This window comes from Clostridium sp. 19966, from assembly GCF_032335695.1.
In the GTDB taxonomy this organism is placed as follows: Bacteria; Bacillota; Clostridia; order Clostridiales; family Clostridiaceae; genus JACTOJ01.
Map to the genome: position 1 here is coordinate 35845 of NZ_JACTOJ010000029.1, position 15943 is coordinate 51787.

Annotated in this window: 18 protein-coding genes; 2 read left to right on the forward strand and 16 right to left on the reverse strand. The window is 30.9% G+C overall.

Annotation, left to right across the window (positions count from 1 at the left end; genetic code table 11):
- Window positions 1-6: 6 nt before the first annotated feature.
- The 8 genes from IAI10_RS21025 to IAI10_RS21060 all read right to left on the reverse strand — a co-directional run bounded on the left by IAI10_RS21025 (window position 7) and on the right by IAI10_RS21060 (window position 7118).
- Window positions 7-879: an ABC transporter permease gene (locus tag IAI10_RS21025; RefSeq protein ID WP_315675277.1), complete on the reverse strand. Its 873-nt coding sequence runs from the start codon at window positions 877-879 to the stop codon at window positions 7-9.
- Window positions 860-1828: an ABC transporter ATP-binding protein gene (locus tag IAI10_RS21030; RefSeq protein WP_315675294.1), complete on the reverse strand. Its 969-nt coding sequence runs from the start codon at window positions 1826-1828 to the stop codon at window positions 860-862. Before IAI10_RS21030 ends, IAI10_RS21025 begins: the two co-directional genes overlap by 20 nt.
- 208 nt (window positions 1829-2036) lie before the next feature.
- Window positions 2037-2408 carry a hypothetical protein gene (locus tag IAI10_RS21035; protein ID WP_315675278.1) on the reverse strand — a complete coding sequence of 124 codons (372 nt, stop codon included), beginning with the start codon at window positions 2406-2408 and terminating at the stop codon, window positions 2037-2039.
- A 109-nt stretch (window positions 2409-2517) separates the two neighbouring features.
- Entirely contained in the window at window positions 2518-3153 is a 636-nt protein-coding gene (gene trmB, locus IAI10_RS21040) for a tRNA (guanosine(46)-N7)-methyltransferase TrmB (RefSeq protein WP_315675279.1), read from the reverse strand.
- Between the two features lie 28 nt (window positions 3154-3181).
- Window positions 3182-3820, reverse strand: a complete 639-nt coding sequence (locus tag IAI10_RS21045; RefSeq protein ID WP_315675280.1) for a site-2 protease family protein — start codon at window positions 3818-3820, stop codon at window positions 3182-3184.
- Window positions 3821-3850: 30 nt separating this feature from the next.
- On the reverse strand, window positions 3851-4840 hold the full coding sequence (locus IAI10_RS21050) for a hypothetical protein (RefSeq protein WP_315675281.1): 990 nt from the start codon (window positions 4838-4840) through the stop codon (window positions 3851-3853).
- A 142-nt stretch (window positions 4841-4982) separates the two neighbouring features.
- Window positions 4983-6083 carry a hypothetical protein gene (locus IAI10_RS21055; RefSeq protein WP_315675282.1) on the reverse strand — a complete coding sequence of 367 codons (1101 nt, stop codon included), beginning with the start codon at window positions 6081-6083 and terminating at the stop codon, window positions 4983-4985.
- 12 nt (window positions 6084-6095) lie between these two features.
- Window positions 6096-7118, reverse strand: a complete 1023-nt coding sequence (locus IAI10_RS21060) for a phosphodiester glycosidase family protein (protein ID WP_315675283.1) — start codon at window positions 7116-7118, stop codon at window positions 6096-6098.
- A gap of 549 nt (window positions 7119-7667) precedes the next feature.
- Here IAI10_RS21060 and IAI10_RS21065 point away from each other — a divergent pair.
- Complete coding sequence (locus tag IAI10_RS21065; RefSeq protein ID WP_315675284.1) at window positions 7668-8087, forward strand: Fur family transcriptional regulator; 420 nt, start codon at window positions 7668-7670, stop codon at window positions 8085-8087.
- 67 nt (window positions 8088-8154) lie between these two features.
- Here the strand turns inward: IAI10_RS21065 and IAI10_RS21070 are convergent, their stop codons facing one another.
- Complete coding sequence (locus tag IAI10_RS21070) at window positions 8155-9384, reverse strand: extracellular solute-binding protein (RefSeq protein ID WP_315675285.1); 1230 nt, start codon at window positions 9382-9384, stop codon at window positions 8155-8157.
- A 491-nt stretch (window positions 9385-9875) separates the two neighbouring features.
- On the opposite strand from IAI10_RS21070, the gene IAI10_RS21075 reads away from it, so the two are divergent.
- Window positions 9876-10259: a polymer-forming cytoskeletal protein gene (locus tag IAI10_RS21075; protein ID WP_315675286.1), complete on the forward strand. Its 384-nt coding sequence runs from the start codon at window positions 9876-9878 to the stop codon at window positions 10257-10259.
- Window positions 10260-10451: 192 nt separating this feature from the next.
- Here IAI10_RS21075 and IAI10_RS21080 read toward each other — a convergent pair whose 3' ends face one another.
- The 7 genes from IAI10_RS21080 to lon all read right to left on the reverse strand — a co-directional run bounded on the left by IAI10_RS21080 (window position 10452) and on the right by lon (window position 15702).
- Window positions 10452-10940, reverse strand: a complete 489-nt coding sequence (locus tag IAI10_RS21080; protein WP_315675287.1) for a hypothetical protein — start codon at window positions 10938-10940, stop codon at window positions 10452-10454.
- 59 nt (window positions 10941-10999) lie between these two features.
- Window positions 11000-11356, reverse strand: coding sequence for a hypothetical protein (locus IAI10_RS21085; protein WP_315675288.1), 357 nt, complete (start codon window positions 11354-11356; stop codon window positions 11000-11002).
- Between the two features lie 122 nt (window positions 11357-11478).
- Window positions 11479-11829 carry a hypothetical protein gene (locus IAI10_RS21090; RefSeq protein ID WP_315675289.1) on the reverse strand — a complete coding sequence of 117 codons (351 nt, stop codon included), beginning with the start codon at window positions 11827-11829 and terminating at the stop codon, window positions 11479-11481.
- Between the two features lie 24 nt (window positions 11830-11853).
- Complete coding sequence (locus tag IAI10_RS21095) at window positions 11854-12213, reverse strand: hypothetical protein (protein ID WP_315675290.1); 360 nt, start codon at window positions 12211-12213, stop codon at window positions 11854-11856.
- Window positions 12214-12257: 44 nt separating this feature from the next.
- Window positions 12258-12605: a hypothetical protein gene (locus IAI10_RS21100; RefSeq protein ID WP_315675291.1), complete on the reverse strand. Its 348-nt coding sequence runs from the start codon at window positions 12603-12605 to the stop codon at window positions 12258-12260.
- Between the two features lie 189 nt (window positions 12606-12794).
- Window positions 12795-13376: a ribosome biogenesis GTP-binding protein YihA/YsxC gene (gene yihA, locus IAI10_RS21105; RefSeq protein WP_315675292.1), complete on the reverse strand. Its 582-nt coding sequence runs from the start codon at window positions 13374-13376 to the stop codon at window positions 12795-12797.
- Entirely contained in the window at window positions 13366-15702 is a 2337-nt protein-coding gene (gene lon / locus IAI10_RS21110; protein WP_315675293.1) for an endopeptidase La, read from the reverse strand. The genes yihA and lon overlap by 11 nt, the downstream gene beginning before the upstream one ends.
- Between the last annotated feature and the right edge of the window lie 241 nt (window positions 15703-15943).

Sequence of the window (15943 nt, forward strand, 5' to 3'; positions counted from 1 at the left end):
CCCTCCTTAACTCCATCTCTTCTTATCAAGAGTTCTGGCTGTGAGAAATAAAAATATAAAAGTAAATGAAATAAAATATATTATGGAGTTAACACTTATTATGCCAGTGGTAAATGTATCGTTTCTTTGTACAACTGAAATCCATCCGAAAAATTTTCCTATAAATCCTTCAAATATTGCTTTATCCTTTATAGCCGTTATCAGCAATATTATTGCTCCAAGTAAAAATACTCCACCGCCGAAATAGTAATTTTTAGTATTAATATATATAATTAGCGATATTGCTATTATTAAAATCAAAGTAAATATTATTCCAGAAGTAGATGTATTGAGTGAGCTAGGAATACCTTGAATAGCTATCTTTAATATCCAAAGTACAAAGGTTACCCCTAAAGTACCTACTGCAGCTACCACCTGGCTGTCTGAAAGTGCAGAGATAAATATTCCCACTGCTATAAAACAAGCACCTAAAAGAAAAACTCCTATGTAGGCTGAAATTGTTTCTCCTATAGCTACCTTACCAAAGGAAGTAAGAAGCAATGGATATAAGAATGTTATTAAAAGTGTAATTCCGAACAATATAAGTGCTGCAAGAAATTTACCAAAAACTATGGATGAAATCTTTTGAGGACTTGTTAAAAGCAATTGATCCGTCCTAGTTTTTGTTTCATCAGCTATTGTTTTCATTGTTAATATTGGCATTATAAATACGAATATAAAACTTAAAGAGCTTAGAGTAGAAGCATAATCTCCGCTTTTAGAATAAACATTGTATAAGAATGTGAATATTCCTCCGAAAAATAATAATATTGTCATAAATATATAAGCAATTCCGGAGCAAAAATATGTTCTTAACTCTTTATTCAATATTGCTAACATTTTCATTTTCCCCCTTGTCTCCTGTAGTCACTTGAAGGAATATTTCCTCTAGGCTTAAGTCTATATTTTTCATCATCAAAATAGGGAATCCCTTCTCACTGAACTTATTAAATAGCTTTTCTCTTACGTCTGTTCCATCGTTTGCTTCCACAACTATATCAACAGTGCCCTGCTCATATACTCCATGCTCCTCAACATATTTCACATCAGCTATGCTCTTTGCTGTCTCAACAGCTTCTCCTCTGCTAGATTTAACTCTAAGCTGCAGCTTGTTGCTATAGCTCATCTTTCTAGAAAGTTCCTGAGCAGTTCCCGTAACAACAATCTTACCTTTGTTTATTATTAAGATTTTATCACACACTGCACTTACTTCAGGTAAGATATGAGAGCTTAATATTACTGTTTTTTCTTTTCCTATGCTTTTTATTAGGTTTCTTATTTCGATTATTTCCTTAGGATCTAATCCTACCGTAGGTTCATCAAGTATAAGTACCTCCGGATCACCAATGAGCGCTTGCGCAAGTCCGACTCTTTGCTTATACCCCTTTGATAAGTTCTTTATTAACCTATCTCTAACATGCTCTATCCTTACCAAAGATCTTATTCTTTGAAGACTAGGTTCTATGGCATCCTTTTTTACAAGCTTAAGTCTGCTTACAAATCTTAGATATTCGTTTACAGTAAAGTCTAAATATAGAGGTGGAATTTCAGGTAAATATCCTATTTTTTTCTTAACGGCTTCTGGTTCTTCCAAAACATCTATCCCATCAACTCTAACAGTTCCCTCTGTAGGAGAAATATAGCCTGTTATAATATTCATGGTAGTAGATTTTCCTGCACCGTTAGGTCCTAAAAAGCCTAATATTTCACCTTTTTCCACTTTAAAGTTAAGATTGTCCAAGGCTACATGATTGCCAAATTTTTTGGTTACATTTTCAATTTCTATCACTTTAACTTCACCCCTGTACATTATTTTCAGCGCCATGCCCAAACCACATTATACCATATAAATATTAGCTATCATATGTGTCAGTCCATAGTCAATTTTGTTAACAAACTGTTAACAACCTCATTGCTATATCTATATATCGCTAGCAATAAAAAAATCGACCAAAGTCGATTTTTATTAAGAAATTTGTACACTTAAATTTCAATTTTTATTTTACTTCTTCATAGTCAACATCAATAACCTTTGAATTATTATCAGAATTAGAGGAAGTATAGAAAGTTGTATTTTCTCCTGAAACTTTGTATTCATTATTTCTACTCTTAGTGAAAATATTTACAAAGCTAGTATAACTCTTTTTTCGATAATATGCAAACGTTTTTTGCTGTTTATGATTAAACGCCACTCTATTTCTATAGCTATTAATTTTTTCTTTTACTAAAAAATATAATTTGTATATCCCATACCCAATGAGAGCTATTGGTATTATATATACTAGCAACTTCATTATAGCAGCTATAATGAAAAACGCTACTATGTATGGAAACATCCCTTTTATTAACCCTTTAATATTATAGCTCATATATATCCCTCCATAATTTTATTTATATATATTGTATCACGAATTAAATATAATGGTATTAAATATCGCTTAATGAAGTATTAATAAAGTATGAATTTTATATATTAATTTACCTAAGCTTAGCAAGTATAAACATTGTTTTCATTCCTAAAGAAGCAAATTTTTCTTCATATTCCGTAACTATATTTTCTTTGAAATCACTATTATGCAGATCATAGGTTATATACTTTATATCAAAACCACTTTCTTCAAAATATATTTTTGATTCTTCAAAAAGTCCCGTATCATCAGTTTTAAACCATATTTCTGAATTTGGTTTTATAAATTTCTTATACATATTTAAAAAATTTGTGTGAGTAAGCCTTCTCTTTTTGTGCCTCTCCTTAGGCCAAGGATTGCAGAAATTTATATATATTCTAGAAATCTCATCACTATCAAATAACTCTGATACCTTGACTATATTTAGAGGTATCAGTCTCACATTGTCGCTTTCCAGTTCCTCCGCTTTCCTTAAGGCATATATAAGAACTTCATCCTTTAGATCTATGCCTATATAATTTATTTCTGGATTCAATTCTGCATTGTTTTTTATGAACCTGCCCCTTCCGCAGCCTAATTCCAGATATATTGGATTAGCATTTTTAAATTCTTTATTCCAATTTCCTTTTAGCTCTTCTGCATTTATTATAACTTTAGGGCTTGCCTCCATCTCAGGCCTCGCCCACCATTTTTTCCTTAGTCTCATATTGTCCTCCATTATTAGAAAATATTTTTTATATTACCGAAAGTATATTTATAAATAAACTATATATAATAGATGCCGGTTTGCTGATTATATATCTAGTTATAGGTGTAGCCAAAAATATTAGCATTATAAATATTTGATACTGATAAAGCGCCTCTCCTATTTTATCAAAAGCTCTAGGAAATAAATCTGCTAAAATCCTGAATCCATCTAATCCAGGAATAGGAATCAAATTAAATAAAAACAACGCTATATTTATATAAGATATATAATAAAGCATATAAAATATGATTCCCACCAATTGATTATCAATCATTGGCGTATAAACATATCGCGCATATAGAACCATAATAACTGTAAAAATAAATGCAGTTATTATGTTGGCTAAAGGACCTGCTATTGATACCTTAAAATCATCCTTACGATAATTCTTAAATGCACTTGGATTAACTTGAACAGGCTTAGCCCATCCAAATCCAGCTATTATAGTCATAACAAATCCAATCAGATCTATATGAGCCATTGGATTCAAAGTTAATCTTCCTTGAAATCTTGGGGTTTTATCTCCAAGTCTATCTGCTACTAAAGCATGAGCAAATTCATGAAATGCGAATCCCACTAATATAGCAGGAATCATGTAAATTCTATTCAATATAAATTCTTGCATTAAACCACTCCTATTTGCAATTAAATTTGTCTAATTAAAGATCTTTTTTACCAGCTTACCATCTTTCGCAAAGTAAGCTCCTCCATTATATATTCCTATGAGCTTTCCTTCATAGGTTATCTGCTTATTAGACTTTATATTTATAAGTTTTTCATTAGCAGAATAATTTATATATAAATTTCCATCACTTGTTATAAATATGTTTTTATCAGAGGTACTTGCTTTTAAATCCAAGGCCTGCCAATTATTATTTACCTGACTATAATATATTTTATCTATTATATCATTTTTACCATTAATAGCATATACATATCCATTATTATCAAAGGCTAATATTTTATTTCCTTTGAGATCTATGAATGTTTTTTTGCTGCTATTAATAATTCTATTTTTAGTTTTATCCTCATAAATTATATTGCCATCGCTTGCTTCCATAAAGGCTCCTATGCTATCATTATTTGTATTAATCTTTTCTACATCATTACCCAATTTATATAATTCATACTTATCTGATTTGTTCTTTGCCTTTATAATAAAATTGCTATTATTATAGCTTTCCATCTCTTCTACGCTAGATATATCTGTCCATGTTAAGTCTTTGAAGAGCTTTAATTCAAAGGTACTAGCATTATAGGTATCTATTTTAAATGAATTCCACTTATCAGAAGTATCTTTTTCGCATATAAAAATATTATCAGTATTTTCAATCCATTTGTAAAAAACTATATTTATTGATTGAGAGTTTAAGTCTATAGACTTTCTTACTCCGTTACTTAAGTCTAGGCAATAAAATTTGTGGTCATAAATATAAGCTCCAAATTTTCCATCATAAGATATATCTATTTTATCTAAATTATCTTGTATAAGTATTTGAGAATCATCACTATTACTATTCCTATTAACCACCTTTATGTCTTTTGAAAAAGCTGTTAGAAAAAATGAGTTGATATAAAATAAAATTCCTCCTTGAACAAGCAATGCAATAAAAATAAAGAGAAATATTTTTTTGTGCAATTTCATAGTTTCCCACCTTTGATTATGTAAATTGACATAATTCATTATAATATAATTTGTGTTTTAAAAAAAGGTACCCAATTTACTCTTAATTAAGCGAGTAATAAATAGGATACCTTTAATTATTTATATAATTGAAACTGTTTGGTTACTTCATATTCTTAAAAAGCTGTTTCTTAAGCATATTGTCCGAAGTATATGAAACTATACCGCTCTTAAACACTCCAATAAAATTGCCATCATAGCTCATTTGTTTGTTTTTAACAACATCTGTAATTTTACCTTCCATAGCATCATTAACATAAATTGTACCATTATCAACTATAATGTTATCTACATAAGCTGGTTTACTTAATGATATTTTGTTCCAAGTATCAAAGCTCTTCCCTATATCGCCACTATATATAGTCTCAACTTGATCCTTATTCCCTTGATATATGATTCCTATATATACATCATCTGTATCATAATCCACGCCCAAGAGTCTTGCCTTTTGAGTTCCTGTTGGGATAACTCCTTTGTAATCCGTAGAATATATCTTTCCTTTAATAGTATCTTCATAAACAAATTTCGCCGAATTATAAGTAGCAAGGCTCCTTCCTATGGATGCAGTTTTCAAATTGGTGCTTGAAACTGGTTCTAGCTGATTCATTCTGTCCATAAGATATATTTGATCCCTTCCACCGGCGCCATTTGCCTTTACTCTTATATATGTTCCACCGCTTAGAGGAGAATTGAATATATCTGTAACCGCAGATTTAGAGCTTTTAGAATATATAGCTTCTTCTTCTCCCGTTGTATCATCTGCACTTAAATAATTTCTTTCCTCTGTTAAAGAATCCTTGTTTCTAGGATCATAATGATATAAATGAAATTTCCCAAGCTTTGTGTTCTTCTTAGTAAGCAATATTCTATCATTGCCATAAACCCATGTAAAACAATCTATAATTTCATTTGCAGCTGGAACCACTTCTGTAGATTCTCCTGTAGTAGTATTCACAACCTTTAGATTGTTGCCATTTTTGAAAGCTATATATTTCCCGTCAGTAGATAATTTTATGCTGGTTTTATAGTCACTTGGTAACGCTAATTTAAGAGATTCATTTTTAGATTTACTCTTTAAGTCTATATTTACTGGTTTAAATTTCGTATCAGCTGCTAGATAATCCTTATCAACATATAAAAATATTGCTGATTCTGAAACTACTGCAATAAGCATCCAAACTATTATATTTCTTAATCTTTTCATTAATACTCTCCTTTAACTAGCCACGTATATTGCTGTGCAAACTGTTCTCTCCCCTGATGGATCACTAGGGCTATTAACAATATCGCCATCATAATACATGGTTGTTGAAGATCCGCCATCTAACAAAACAGCATTATAAGCTCCAGCTTGAAGTAATATATCCCTAACCTCACTATAGGTAGCCCCTCTGCTACTTAACTGTCTTCCATCAATTACAAATAAAAGAGTTCTACCATCTCTAGTTTGAGCTATGGCAGTTCTTCCACTTATACCTGAAGACGAATCGTCTTGAGTAAGTGGCTTTCCATTCATAATTAGAGTTGGTCCAAAGTTTATAGCATCTCTTACTCCCATAGAAATAAGCTCATTTACAGTATGTGTACCAACAACTAAGGTGCCATCACTTTTGAAAGCTATAACATCATTATATGGAGAATTACTGCCTGCAGGATTATTAATTAATTTTCCATCCACCATTATTAATCCCTTTGGTATTCCCCCATTTCCATAGTTCTGCTTCCCATCTGCAGAAGAATTACCGAAGGCTCCTCCATTTATTGCTGCTATCCCACCGTATTCCTCAGCTATTTCGCTGGTTTTTTGTCCAGCTACATTTAATTTCTTTGTGACACCTATCCTAACACGGCTAGGGTCGCTTACAGTCATAATATACCCAGTAGACTTATTTAAAGGTATTCTCTGTAAGGCTATATTATCATCATGACTCTTAGGTATACTAAGTGCTCCCAAGTCTTCTGTAGCATCCTGTGCATTAGCTGAAACTGCAGTACTAGTTTGTTTATTTCTGATTTTATTTATCTGATCCATTGATAGGAAAGTAGTTGCTATCCATTGGTGAGTCATACTTTCCATAGCACTGTTAACTACAATTCTTTTTAAATTGCTAAAAGGTCCATAGAACACTATAAACGGAGAAGTTACGCATACAAATAGAAATTCAAAAGCAATAAACATCGCAAGCTTCTTAAAAGAAAACTTCTTCTTCTTTATATTTTTCTTATTCTTTTTATTCATAATTATCTTACCTCGTTATAAGTTATAATAAGTTTATATTTTATCATACTATAAAAATTAATGCACCAAAATAAACACAACAATAAGATTATAACTCAAAAAGCTACAATAGTACAATGGATGTGTTTACTATATTTAATATGATACTATGAATTTACCATATTGCGCTATTGTTATTCTATACGTATCAACTAATATTTAGTGACATCTTCATTATTGACAAACAAAAAGGAAAAAAATACATAAAACAAAAAGAACAGTCTTTTCGTACTGTTCCCAAAATAAATATATAATATAAAATGAACATGGACTAATTTAGTTTGTTAATTTATTAACATATTTAATTCTATCATGTTTTAAAAAAATTTCAAGTATTTTTTTGTTTTTTTCATACTAATATCAAAATATAATCATATTTCTACTAAAAAGGTAACTAAATTATTTTTATACTTTTTAATAATAATCATTATTAATTCAAAACAAGTTTTGACAAACAATGAATACTTATATATAATGTTAATATAACTATATTTTATAAGGATGGTGTGTATGGACAGCATAACTACTATATTCCGCGAAAAAAAATTAAAATTGACACCCCAGAGAATTGCAGTATACAAATTCTTAAAATCTACTAAAGAACATCCTTCAGCTGAAACCATATACAAGGCACTTCAGCCTTCTTATCCAACTATGAGTTTAGCGACAGTCTATAAAGCTCTAAAGACTCTAGTGGAAGTAAAGCTTGTTCAAGAAATAAACTTGGGAGAAGGTAACTTTAGGTATGATGGTACTACAACTCCTCATTCCCATATACAGTGCTTAAATTGTGGTAAAGTAGACGACATCCAGGATTCTTGTTTAGAAGGATTAAATACAAAGGTTAGTGAATGTACTGATTACAATATTTTATATAATCAAGTATACTTTTACGGAATTTGCAAAGACTGCAGTACTTCTGAACAGTAAAAAGCAGGGTATCAGACATACCCTCTTTTACTTTTTCAATATATTTCTACTATAATTCTCTTCTAAATTAGCTTTTATATACACTTTCAAGTATGTTATTCCATTCTTTCCCTGTATACTTTCCTGAATATATATCTTTTATAGCTGATTCAATATATGCATAGAATTTTTCTGGAAAATACTCCATAAAATACATGCTATTAGCATCACTTTCAGAAATTAATTTAGCTATAGATTTTTCTATATCATTTGTTAATGTTTTTTCATTAACTTTTATATTTCCAGTTATAATACCATTTTTAGCTAATTTTTCTTGAAATTTGTCACTAAAAAGAAATGTCATAAAATTATTAACTTCATCTTCGTTTTTGGTATTTACAGGTTTTGCAATTAAGCAGTTAACAACTATGGGCATATTCCCTTTTTTAGAATTGATGTCATAGTTTTGTACCATTCCTACTGCAGAATTATCCATTTTGCTCGCATTTGATGAATAAGATATAAATAATGGTGTATCACCAGAATTAATTCTTGTAACTGTGCTATCTCCAGCAGCTTCAAAATTGCTTTCTGATAATTTTGTTTCTTTTATTATTCTATTTAACTCATCAAAAAAGTATTGTACATTAACATTTTTATAATCTTCTTTACTTTTGTTATATATTTTCATTAAATCATTTCCATTTACAGTATTAGAAAACACTAATGAAGCAGTGGTATTTTGAAAATTATCTCCTGAATTAATTTGTACAGGTATTTTAATTTGCAAATCTTTAAGTTTTGATAATATTGGCAGTATATCCATAACATTATTAGGTGATTTTAATCCTATTTTTGTTATAGCGCTAATATTATAGAATATATTAAGACTAGTTGGAATCAATCCTATTGCATAATGTTTATCTCCTACCAATCCATAAGATCCCATTATATTATAGTATCTTTCATCTATATTTTCTTTATAAAAGTCATCTAAATCGGAAAGCACTCCTTTTTCACTTAACTGAAGCATGGTATTCCTTGGAGAAAGTATTATATCTATGTCACCTTTAACTATAGATTGCTGCACTTTGCTCTCTAATACTGAACCTACAACATCTATTTGCACATCTTTCTTCTCATTTTTATATTCATCTATAGCTGTACCTATAATATCAGATACATATTTATCTTCTACATCCACATAGGCTTTTATAATCTTTTTTTCGCTTTTATCCTTTTTTCCACATCCGCTTACAATAATACATATTATCAAAAAACAAGAGAGATAGACAAAATGTTTGCTTCGTTTCTTCAATTTTATCCCCTTCTTCTAATTGTTATGTGAATATAAATAGCTAAAAAAATCTTTCTATTAAAGCTAACTTGATAATTCATTAATAATTTTTCATTTTAAAATAATTATTTTAAATATATCTATATACATATATGTTCTCCTGCAATAATAAAATTTATGACAGGTTCATATAATTTAATATGATTTATTTAAAACAAAGCCAATAAAAAATTAGATTTTAAGGACATTCTATAGAAAGCAATGATTAATAGGCAAAATTTTTTGAAAAGTTTTTTGTGAGTACAAAAACAAAGGGACCGTTTCACGGTCCCAAGGGGGATGGGGGGTTTAGCCATGAATGGAAGTATAAAATTCTTGTTTATAAGATTTAACACTGTCATTCACGGCTATCGGAGACTTAATCTCCAATTACATTATTATTCTTTCCTGTTTAAATAAAAATATACAAATTTTATTTTTATTTTTAAAAATAATTTATATGGAGGAGTATTATGCCTATATTTTCAGAAAAAGATTCTAGGAATAATGAAAGAATAGAAACTTTAATAGGTGAACAATGCAGAATAACTGGTAACCTAAGTGGAAGCGGTCTTTTAAAAATTGACGGAAGTGTAGATGGTGATATATTATGGCAGGATGATATACTTCTTGGCTCTTCAGCTATCTATAATGGAAATATAGCATGTAATAGCGCTTATATTTCAGGATTCCTAAAAGGAAATATAATTTGTCAAGAAACCTTAGTTGTAGAATCTACTGGAAAAATTTCTGGTGATATTACAGTTAAAAAATTAGTAGTAAAAGAAGGAGGAAGCATAGATGGGAAATGTACTACGCTTGTAAAAAAGGACATTCTCGAAGTACTTGAAGCTTAAATATTACTTCAATCCTCAAATTACAAATAATAAGTTAGAGATAAAAGTAATAAAGAAGAAGTAAGAATTAAAAGTTATGGCTAAAATTCGCCTTCAGCGAATTTATAAATTGAAATTGGCTTCCTCAGAAGCCGATTTCTCACATAAATTCTTCACTCCTACTTCTTACCTCTTAACTTGAAAAAATTCGTATTATCTTTTCAAAATTCTACTGATCATATATATTTGAAGTACCATATCAATCAAGGCAGCTCTCTCTGGAGATACCATTGGCCTTAAAGCACCAAGTATCTGTAGTCTTCTATCTCCTCCAACGGGTATGCCTGATAATCCAGCGTTAGGCTGCTGCATTTGCGGCTGAGCCTGAGGTTGTGCTCCACCAAGCATTCCAGCCAAATTTCCTAGTAGCCCCCCTGCACCGCCTAAGTTTCCTAGCAGTCCACCTGCACCACCTAAGTTTCCTAAACTGCCTAGTCCTCCTAATCCTCCAAGTAGTGAAGACAACTGCTTCATATCTACATTTTGCATCATTGAGGCCAATTGATTAAAATCTATATTTCCTAAGTTGTTATTTCCTAAATTAATATTGTTTGAATCCTCATTATTAGTATTTTGATTTGATGGTTCTTTTTTATCTTCATCATATACATCTACATCAATCACTTTTCTTTGCCTAGCCAAACTGTGCCACCTCCATATACGTTTAGTATGCTAGAATAACCTACACTATGATTAAAAAACTATAAATCTAAATACTCATCATCCTGGCCTCTTAAGCCATCTACATTTATTATATTGGTATTAGCATTCCTGCCAGCATTATTACCTCTAAAGAGCAGTAAAAACAGCAGCAAAAATAATATTACGTTTGAACTAGATCTTGTTGTAGTTCTTCTAGCACTTCTTCTTCGTCGTCTTCCTCCACAGCATATGCCAGGATCCATTATAGTATTGCTTCCGCCACAACAGCAAATGAGGACTATAACAATTACTATTATCAAAATATTTTGATTATTTCCTTGGCAATTATTATTTCCAACTTCTACACATCCACCTCTGCCGTCCCTCACAGCCACATCGTTTGCTCTTCCAATCATAGTGTACATCACTCCTTTCATTTATAATAAGTTTAACTTTTGTATTAAATTCTATATTATTATAATATTCTGCTGATTGCTTAATTGATACTATAATAGAATGATGTAGTCTCTATTATTACTTAGGAGTTAGCTTTATTGGATGCTGCATATAGTTGTATAACTGTCTGCAGTAATTCACTTTTATCTGCTTCTATTAGTACCTTAAGAGCTTTTGTAATTTCTTCCCTTTGTTTTTTTCTATCATCCTTATTACCATTTTCAGCATCAGATTCACTACCTAAGCCAGTACCTACATTAGAATTATTCATAGAGTTCATAAGACTGTTTACATCTATGCCATTTATTAAACTTGCAATAGTACTAAGATTTAAATTGCTAAGAAGAGAATTATTATTGCTGCTATTAGTCTGAGTCTGTTGTTGTTGCTGTTGCTGTGACATAGGTTCCCTATGCCTTCTATGTTTTGGCATTTTATCCACCCTCTTTTTTTCATATTAACCATCTATAACTTCATCATATTCAACTGTCTCCGGATCATCACAAATAGGTTTTTCTTTATTTTCATCTTTACATAAAAATAATATTGCTACTACGGCTACTATAAATATGATGTTGCTTCCAAAAATATTGCCCATCCCTCCTAATTGAGGTATAAGTAACGGTGCTTTCGGCGGTTCACACTTATTGTCATTTCCATGTTTACCATTACCACAATCTTTTTCAGGAGGAGGTGTTAAAAAATTTAATCCTAAAATCGGGCCGGCTTTTCCGAATCCCAAAACTATGAACAATACAACAACCCAAAGAAAAATATCATTTGAAAAACTCGGGAATTTAAATTTACTTAATTCCATTAGTTATCCCCCTAAATATATTGATTTTATAATCATTTCTCATATTAACATAGTTCATCATATCCGTAATTATCATCAGGGTCTACATTTATTACATTGGTATTTATATTTCCTGCTCCCGTACCGCCCAATCCATTGCCCCCAAAAAGCAAAAGAGCTAGAAGTATCCATATCCATAAATTGTTTTGGAAACCTCCACCGCTGGTATTACATCCACTAGTTGATCTAACACATGGATTATTAACTCCACACAAGAAAGAATTTCCTCCACATCCACATAATAAAACTGCAAAAATAATTACCACAAATATTAAGTTATTTCCGCATAATAAGTTTTTAATACTTTTATCGCTACAACTGGTGGAAGCTACTTCATCAAGGGCCCTATTCATTTTTAACACTTCCTTTCAAAAAACTCTCTTCACTTTTGTATCATAGTATATACTATTCTTACATTAGCAAATTGACACCACAGCATATTTATTATCCATATATTTTGGAATCATAGAAAAAAATCCAAACTTCATTATCAAGCAAAGTATTATACTTTACCTAATATGAAATTTGGATTTTATTTGTAATTAGCTTAAATCTTCAAATAGATAATTTATTATTTCTTCCTTATTATTTTTTTTGACAGAAGAAAATAATAAAAGTTCCTCATCAGAAATTTTCAATGTATCTTTTATTATCTTTTGATTTTTAGCCAATTCATTTTTTGTAAGTTTATCTATCTTTGTAGCTATTACTACCACTTTATATCCATGATATTTTATCCAATCCAGCATAAGTATGTCATCTTCAGTTGGGGCACGCCTGCTATCTACCAGCAGAACTACTTTTTTAAGAAAAGCCCTGCCTACTAAATATTCTTCCATGATCTTTCCCCATTTTTCTTTTTCTACTTTAGAAACCTTCGCATAACCATATCCAGGTAAATCCACAAGATAAAAAGAATTATTAATGAGGAAAAAATTTATTAATCGAGTTTTCCCAGGCGTATTTCCTACTTTTGCTAGATGTCTTCTGTTGGTGAAAGCATTTATTATAGATGACTTACCCACATTAGAACGTCCTACAAAAGCTATTTCTGGTAGTTCATCCTTAGGATACTGACCTTTAACTACCGCTGAAGTAATAAATTCAGACTGCTTAATTTCCATGAGTTTCTTCCTCCAATAGAGCTTCCTTTACAACATCATCTACCATTGCTGCCGGTATAAATTTAATTTTATTTTTTACGCTGCCAGGAATTTTTTCTAAATCCTTTTGATTTTCTTTAGGAAATATTATTGTATCAATTCCCGCTCTATAGGCTGCAAGACTTTTTTCCTTAAGTCCCCCTATAGGAAGCACTCTTCCTATCAAAGTAATTTCTCCAGTCATAGCAACGTTATGCTTAACCTTCCTGCTGGATAATGCTGATACTAATGCGGTTATCATTGTTACACCAGCTGAAGGTCCATCCTTAGGTACTGCCCCCTCTGGTACGTGGATATGTATATCCTTATTTTTATAGAAGTCGCTTTGTATATGATATTTCTCAGAATTAGCCCTTACATAGCTATAAGCAGCTTTTGCTGATTCTTTCATAACATCTCCAAGCTTACCTGTAAGTTCAAGTCTTCCATTACCATCCATTACAGATACTTCTACTGGAAGCGTATCTCCGCCGTAAGCAGTCCATGCTAGTCCTGTAACTACTCCTACCTTATCTTCTTTATCAGCTTTATCATAGCTAAAGATTCCTGCTCCTAAATATTTTCTAACATGGTTAACAGTGATATTTATTTTTTTCTTATTATTCTCAAGCATATCTGCTATGCTCTTTCTAATTACTGAACCTATATTTCTTTCAAGACTTCTAACTCCAGATTCTCTTGTATATTCTTCTATTATTACACTTATACTAGCATCAGAAATAGTAATTTTATTATCCTCTACTCCATGCTCTTTTAATTTTTTAGGTACTAAATATTTTTTTGCTATATTCAGTTTTTCATCATATGTATATCCTTCTACCTCTATGATTTCCATTCTATCCATTAGAGGTCTAGGAATAGTATGTAGAGAATTGGCTGTGGTTATGAATAACACATTAGATAAATCCATTTCTAATTCTAAATAATGATCTCTAAATGTATTGTTTTGTTCTGCATCTAACACTTCAAGCAATGCATCTGAAGGATCTCCTCGAAAGTCACTATTCATTTTATCTATTTCATCCAACAAAAATAATGGATTTTTTGATTTTGCTTGCTTCATCCCATATACAATTCTGCCTGGAATTGCACCTACATAAGTTCTTCTATGTCCTCTTATTTCTGCTTCGTCACGAACTCCTCCTAGGGACATTCTTACAAAATTTCTTCCTAGGGCGTGAGCTACAGATTTAGCTATAGAAGTTTTTCCTACACCTGGAGGTCCCACCAAACATAATATAGGCCCTTTAAGGGAATTACTCATTTGCTTTACTGCCAGATACTCTATAATTCTATCTTTAACATCTTTAAGTCCAAAATGTTCATTATCTAATATTTCTCTAGCTTTTTTAATATCTTTATTATCTTTTGTTTCATTGTTCCATGGAAGATCTAGTATCCAATCTAAATAAGTCCTTATTACATTGCCCTCAGCTGAATTAACTCCTGTACCTTTAAGTCTATCCAATTCGTATAGAGCTTTTTCTTTGACACTTTTAGGTAACTTAGCCTTATTTATTTTACTCTTATACTTATTAATCTCTTTTTTATCTTCGTCATCTTCTCCAAGCTCTTCCTGTATAGCTTTAAGCTGTTCTCTAAGGTAATAGTCCTTTTGAACTTTATCTATTTTGTTTTTTACCCTTACGCCTATCTTTTTCTCTAATTTTAATATTTCAGTTTCATTTTCTACTATGACTAGAAGCTTTTCAATTCTCTGAGTAATGTTGCAAGCTTCTAGAAGCTCTTGTTTCTTATCTTGCTTTAACATTAAATATGAAGCTATCATATCTGACAGTCTTCCTGGAGAATCCAAGTAATCCTCAAAAGTCACTAAGGATTCCACAGGCATGGCACCTGATAACTTTATATATTCATCAAAAGCGTCTTTTAACATTCTTACAAGAGCTTCTGTATTATTATTATTCTCCTTCGCATCGACTTCTTTAATTTCTTCTATCTCTGCTTTAAAATAATTTTCTTCATCTATGTACTTGATTATTTTGCCTCTATACATTCCTTCAACTAGCACTCTTACAGTATCACCAGGAAGCTTAAGCAATTGTTTTATAGTGCACACAGTACCAATTTGAAATATATCTTCTTCTGCTGGCTCCTCTTTTTTTGCATCTTTTTGTGATATAAGAAAAATTTCTTGAGAGTTAAGCATCGCTGCCTCTAACGCAAGAATTGATTTTTCTCTTCCCACATCAAAATGTAAAACCATATATGGAAAAATAGTAATTCCTCTTAAAGGGATAAGAGGTAATACCTTCAATTCAGTCATTAAACATTCCTCACTTTCATAAGCCGTAATACGAAGTATATATTTATTTAATATTAATTTGAAAGAATAGTCAATAGCAGATTCTCTTGTATATACAAATTTATACTGGTTTTCTTATAATTATTATATTCCGGGTCTTTGACAGTTAAATAACAAAAAAAATCCTCGCAAGCCTTGAAATAGGCTTATTGTTTTGTCAAATTTCTGTATTTATATTTGCGTAGTTTTGCGTTATGTGTTA

Bases quoted from the DNA above. Each gene is read 5' to 3' on its own strand.
- IAI10_RS21055 (WP_315675282.1), bottom strand. From the start codon at position 6,083: ATGAAAAGATTAAGAAATATAATAGTTTGGATGCTTATTGCAGTAGTT.
- IAI10_RS21100 (WP_315675291.1), bottom strand. From the start codon at position 12,605: ATGAATAGGGCCCTTGATGAAGTAGCTTCCACCAGTTGTAGCGATAAA.
- IAI10_RS21075 (WP_315675286.1), top strand. From the start codon at position 9,876: ATGCCTATATTTTCAGAAAAAGATTCTAGGAATAATGAAAGAATAGAA.
- IAI10_RS21050 (WP_315675281.1), bottom strand. From the start codon at position 4,840: ATGAAATTGCACAAAAAAATATTTCTCTTTATTTTTATTGCATTGCTT.
- trmB (WP_315675279.1), bottom strand. From the start codon at position 3,153: ATGAGACTAAGGAAAAAATGGTGGGCGAGGCCTGAGATGGAGGCAAGC.
- IAI10_RS21085 (WP_315675288.1), bottom strand. From the start codon at position 11,356: ATGATTGGAAGAGCAAACGATGTGGCTGTGAGGGACGGCAGAGGTGGA.
- IAI10_RS21065 (WP_315675284.1), top strand. From the start codon at position 7,668: ATGGACAGCATAACTACTATATTCCGCGAAAAAAAATTAAAATTGACA.
- yihA (WP_315675292.1), bottom strand. From the start codon at position 13,376: ATGGAAATTAAGCAGTCTGAATTTATTACTTCAGCGGTAGTTAAAGGT.
- IAI10_RS21025 (WP_315675277.1), bottom strand. From the start codon at position 879: ATGTTAGCAATATTGAATAAAGAGTTAAGAACATATTTTTGCTCCGGA.
- lon (WP_315675293.1), bottom strand. From the start codon at position 15,702: ATGACTGAATTGAAGGTATTACCTCTTATCCCTTTAAGAGGAATTACT.
- IAI10_RS21090 (WP_315675289.1), bottom strand. From the start codon at position 11,829: ATGCCAAAACATAGAAGGCATAGGGAACCTATGTCACAGCAACAGCAA.
- IAI10_RS21095 (WP_315675290.1), bottom strand. From the start codon at position 12,213: ATGGAATTAAGTAAATTTAAATTCCCGAGTTTTTCAAATGATATTTTT.
- IAI10_RS21035 (WP_315675278.1), bottom strand. From the start codon at position 2,408: ATGAGCTATAATATTAAAGGGTTAATAAAAGGGATGTTTCCATACATA.
- IAI10_RS21060 (WP_315675283.1), bottom strand. From the start codon at position 7,118: ATGAATAAAAAGAATAAGAAAAATATAAAGAAGAAGAAGTTTTCTTTT.
- IAI10_RS21045 (WP_315675280.1), bottom strand. From the start codon at position 3,820: ATGCAAGAATTTATATTGAATAGAATTTACATGATTCCTGCTATATTA.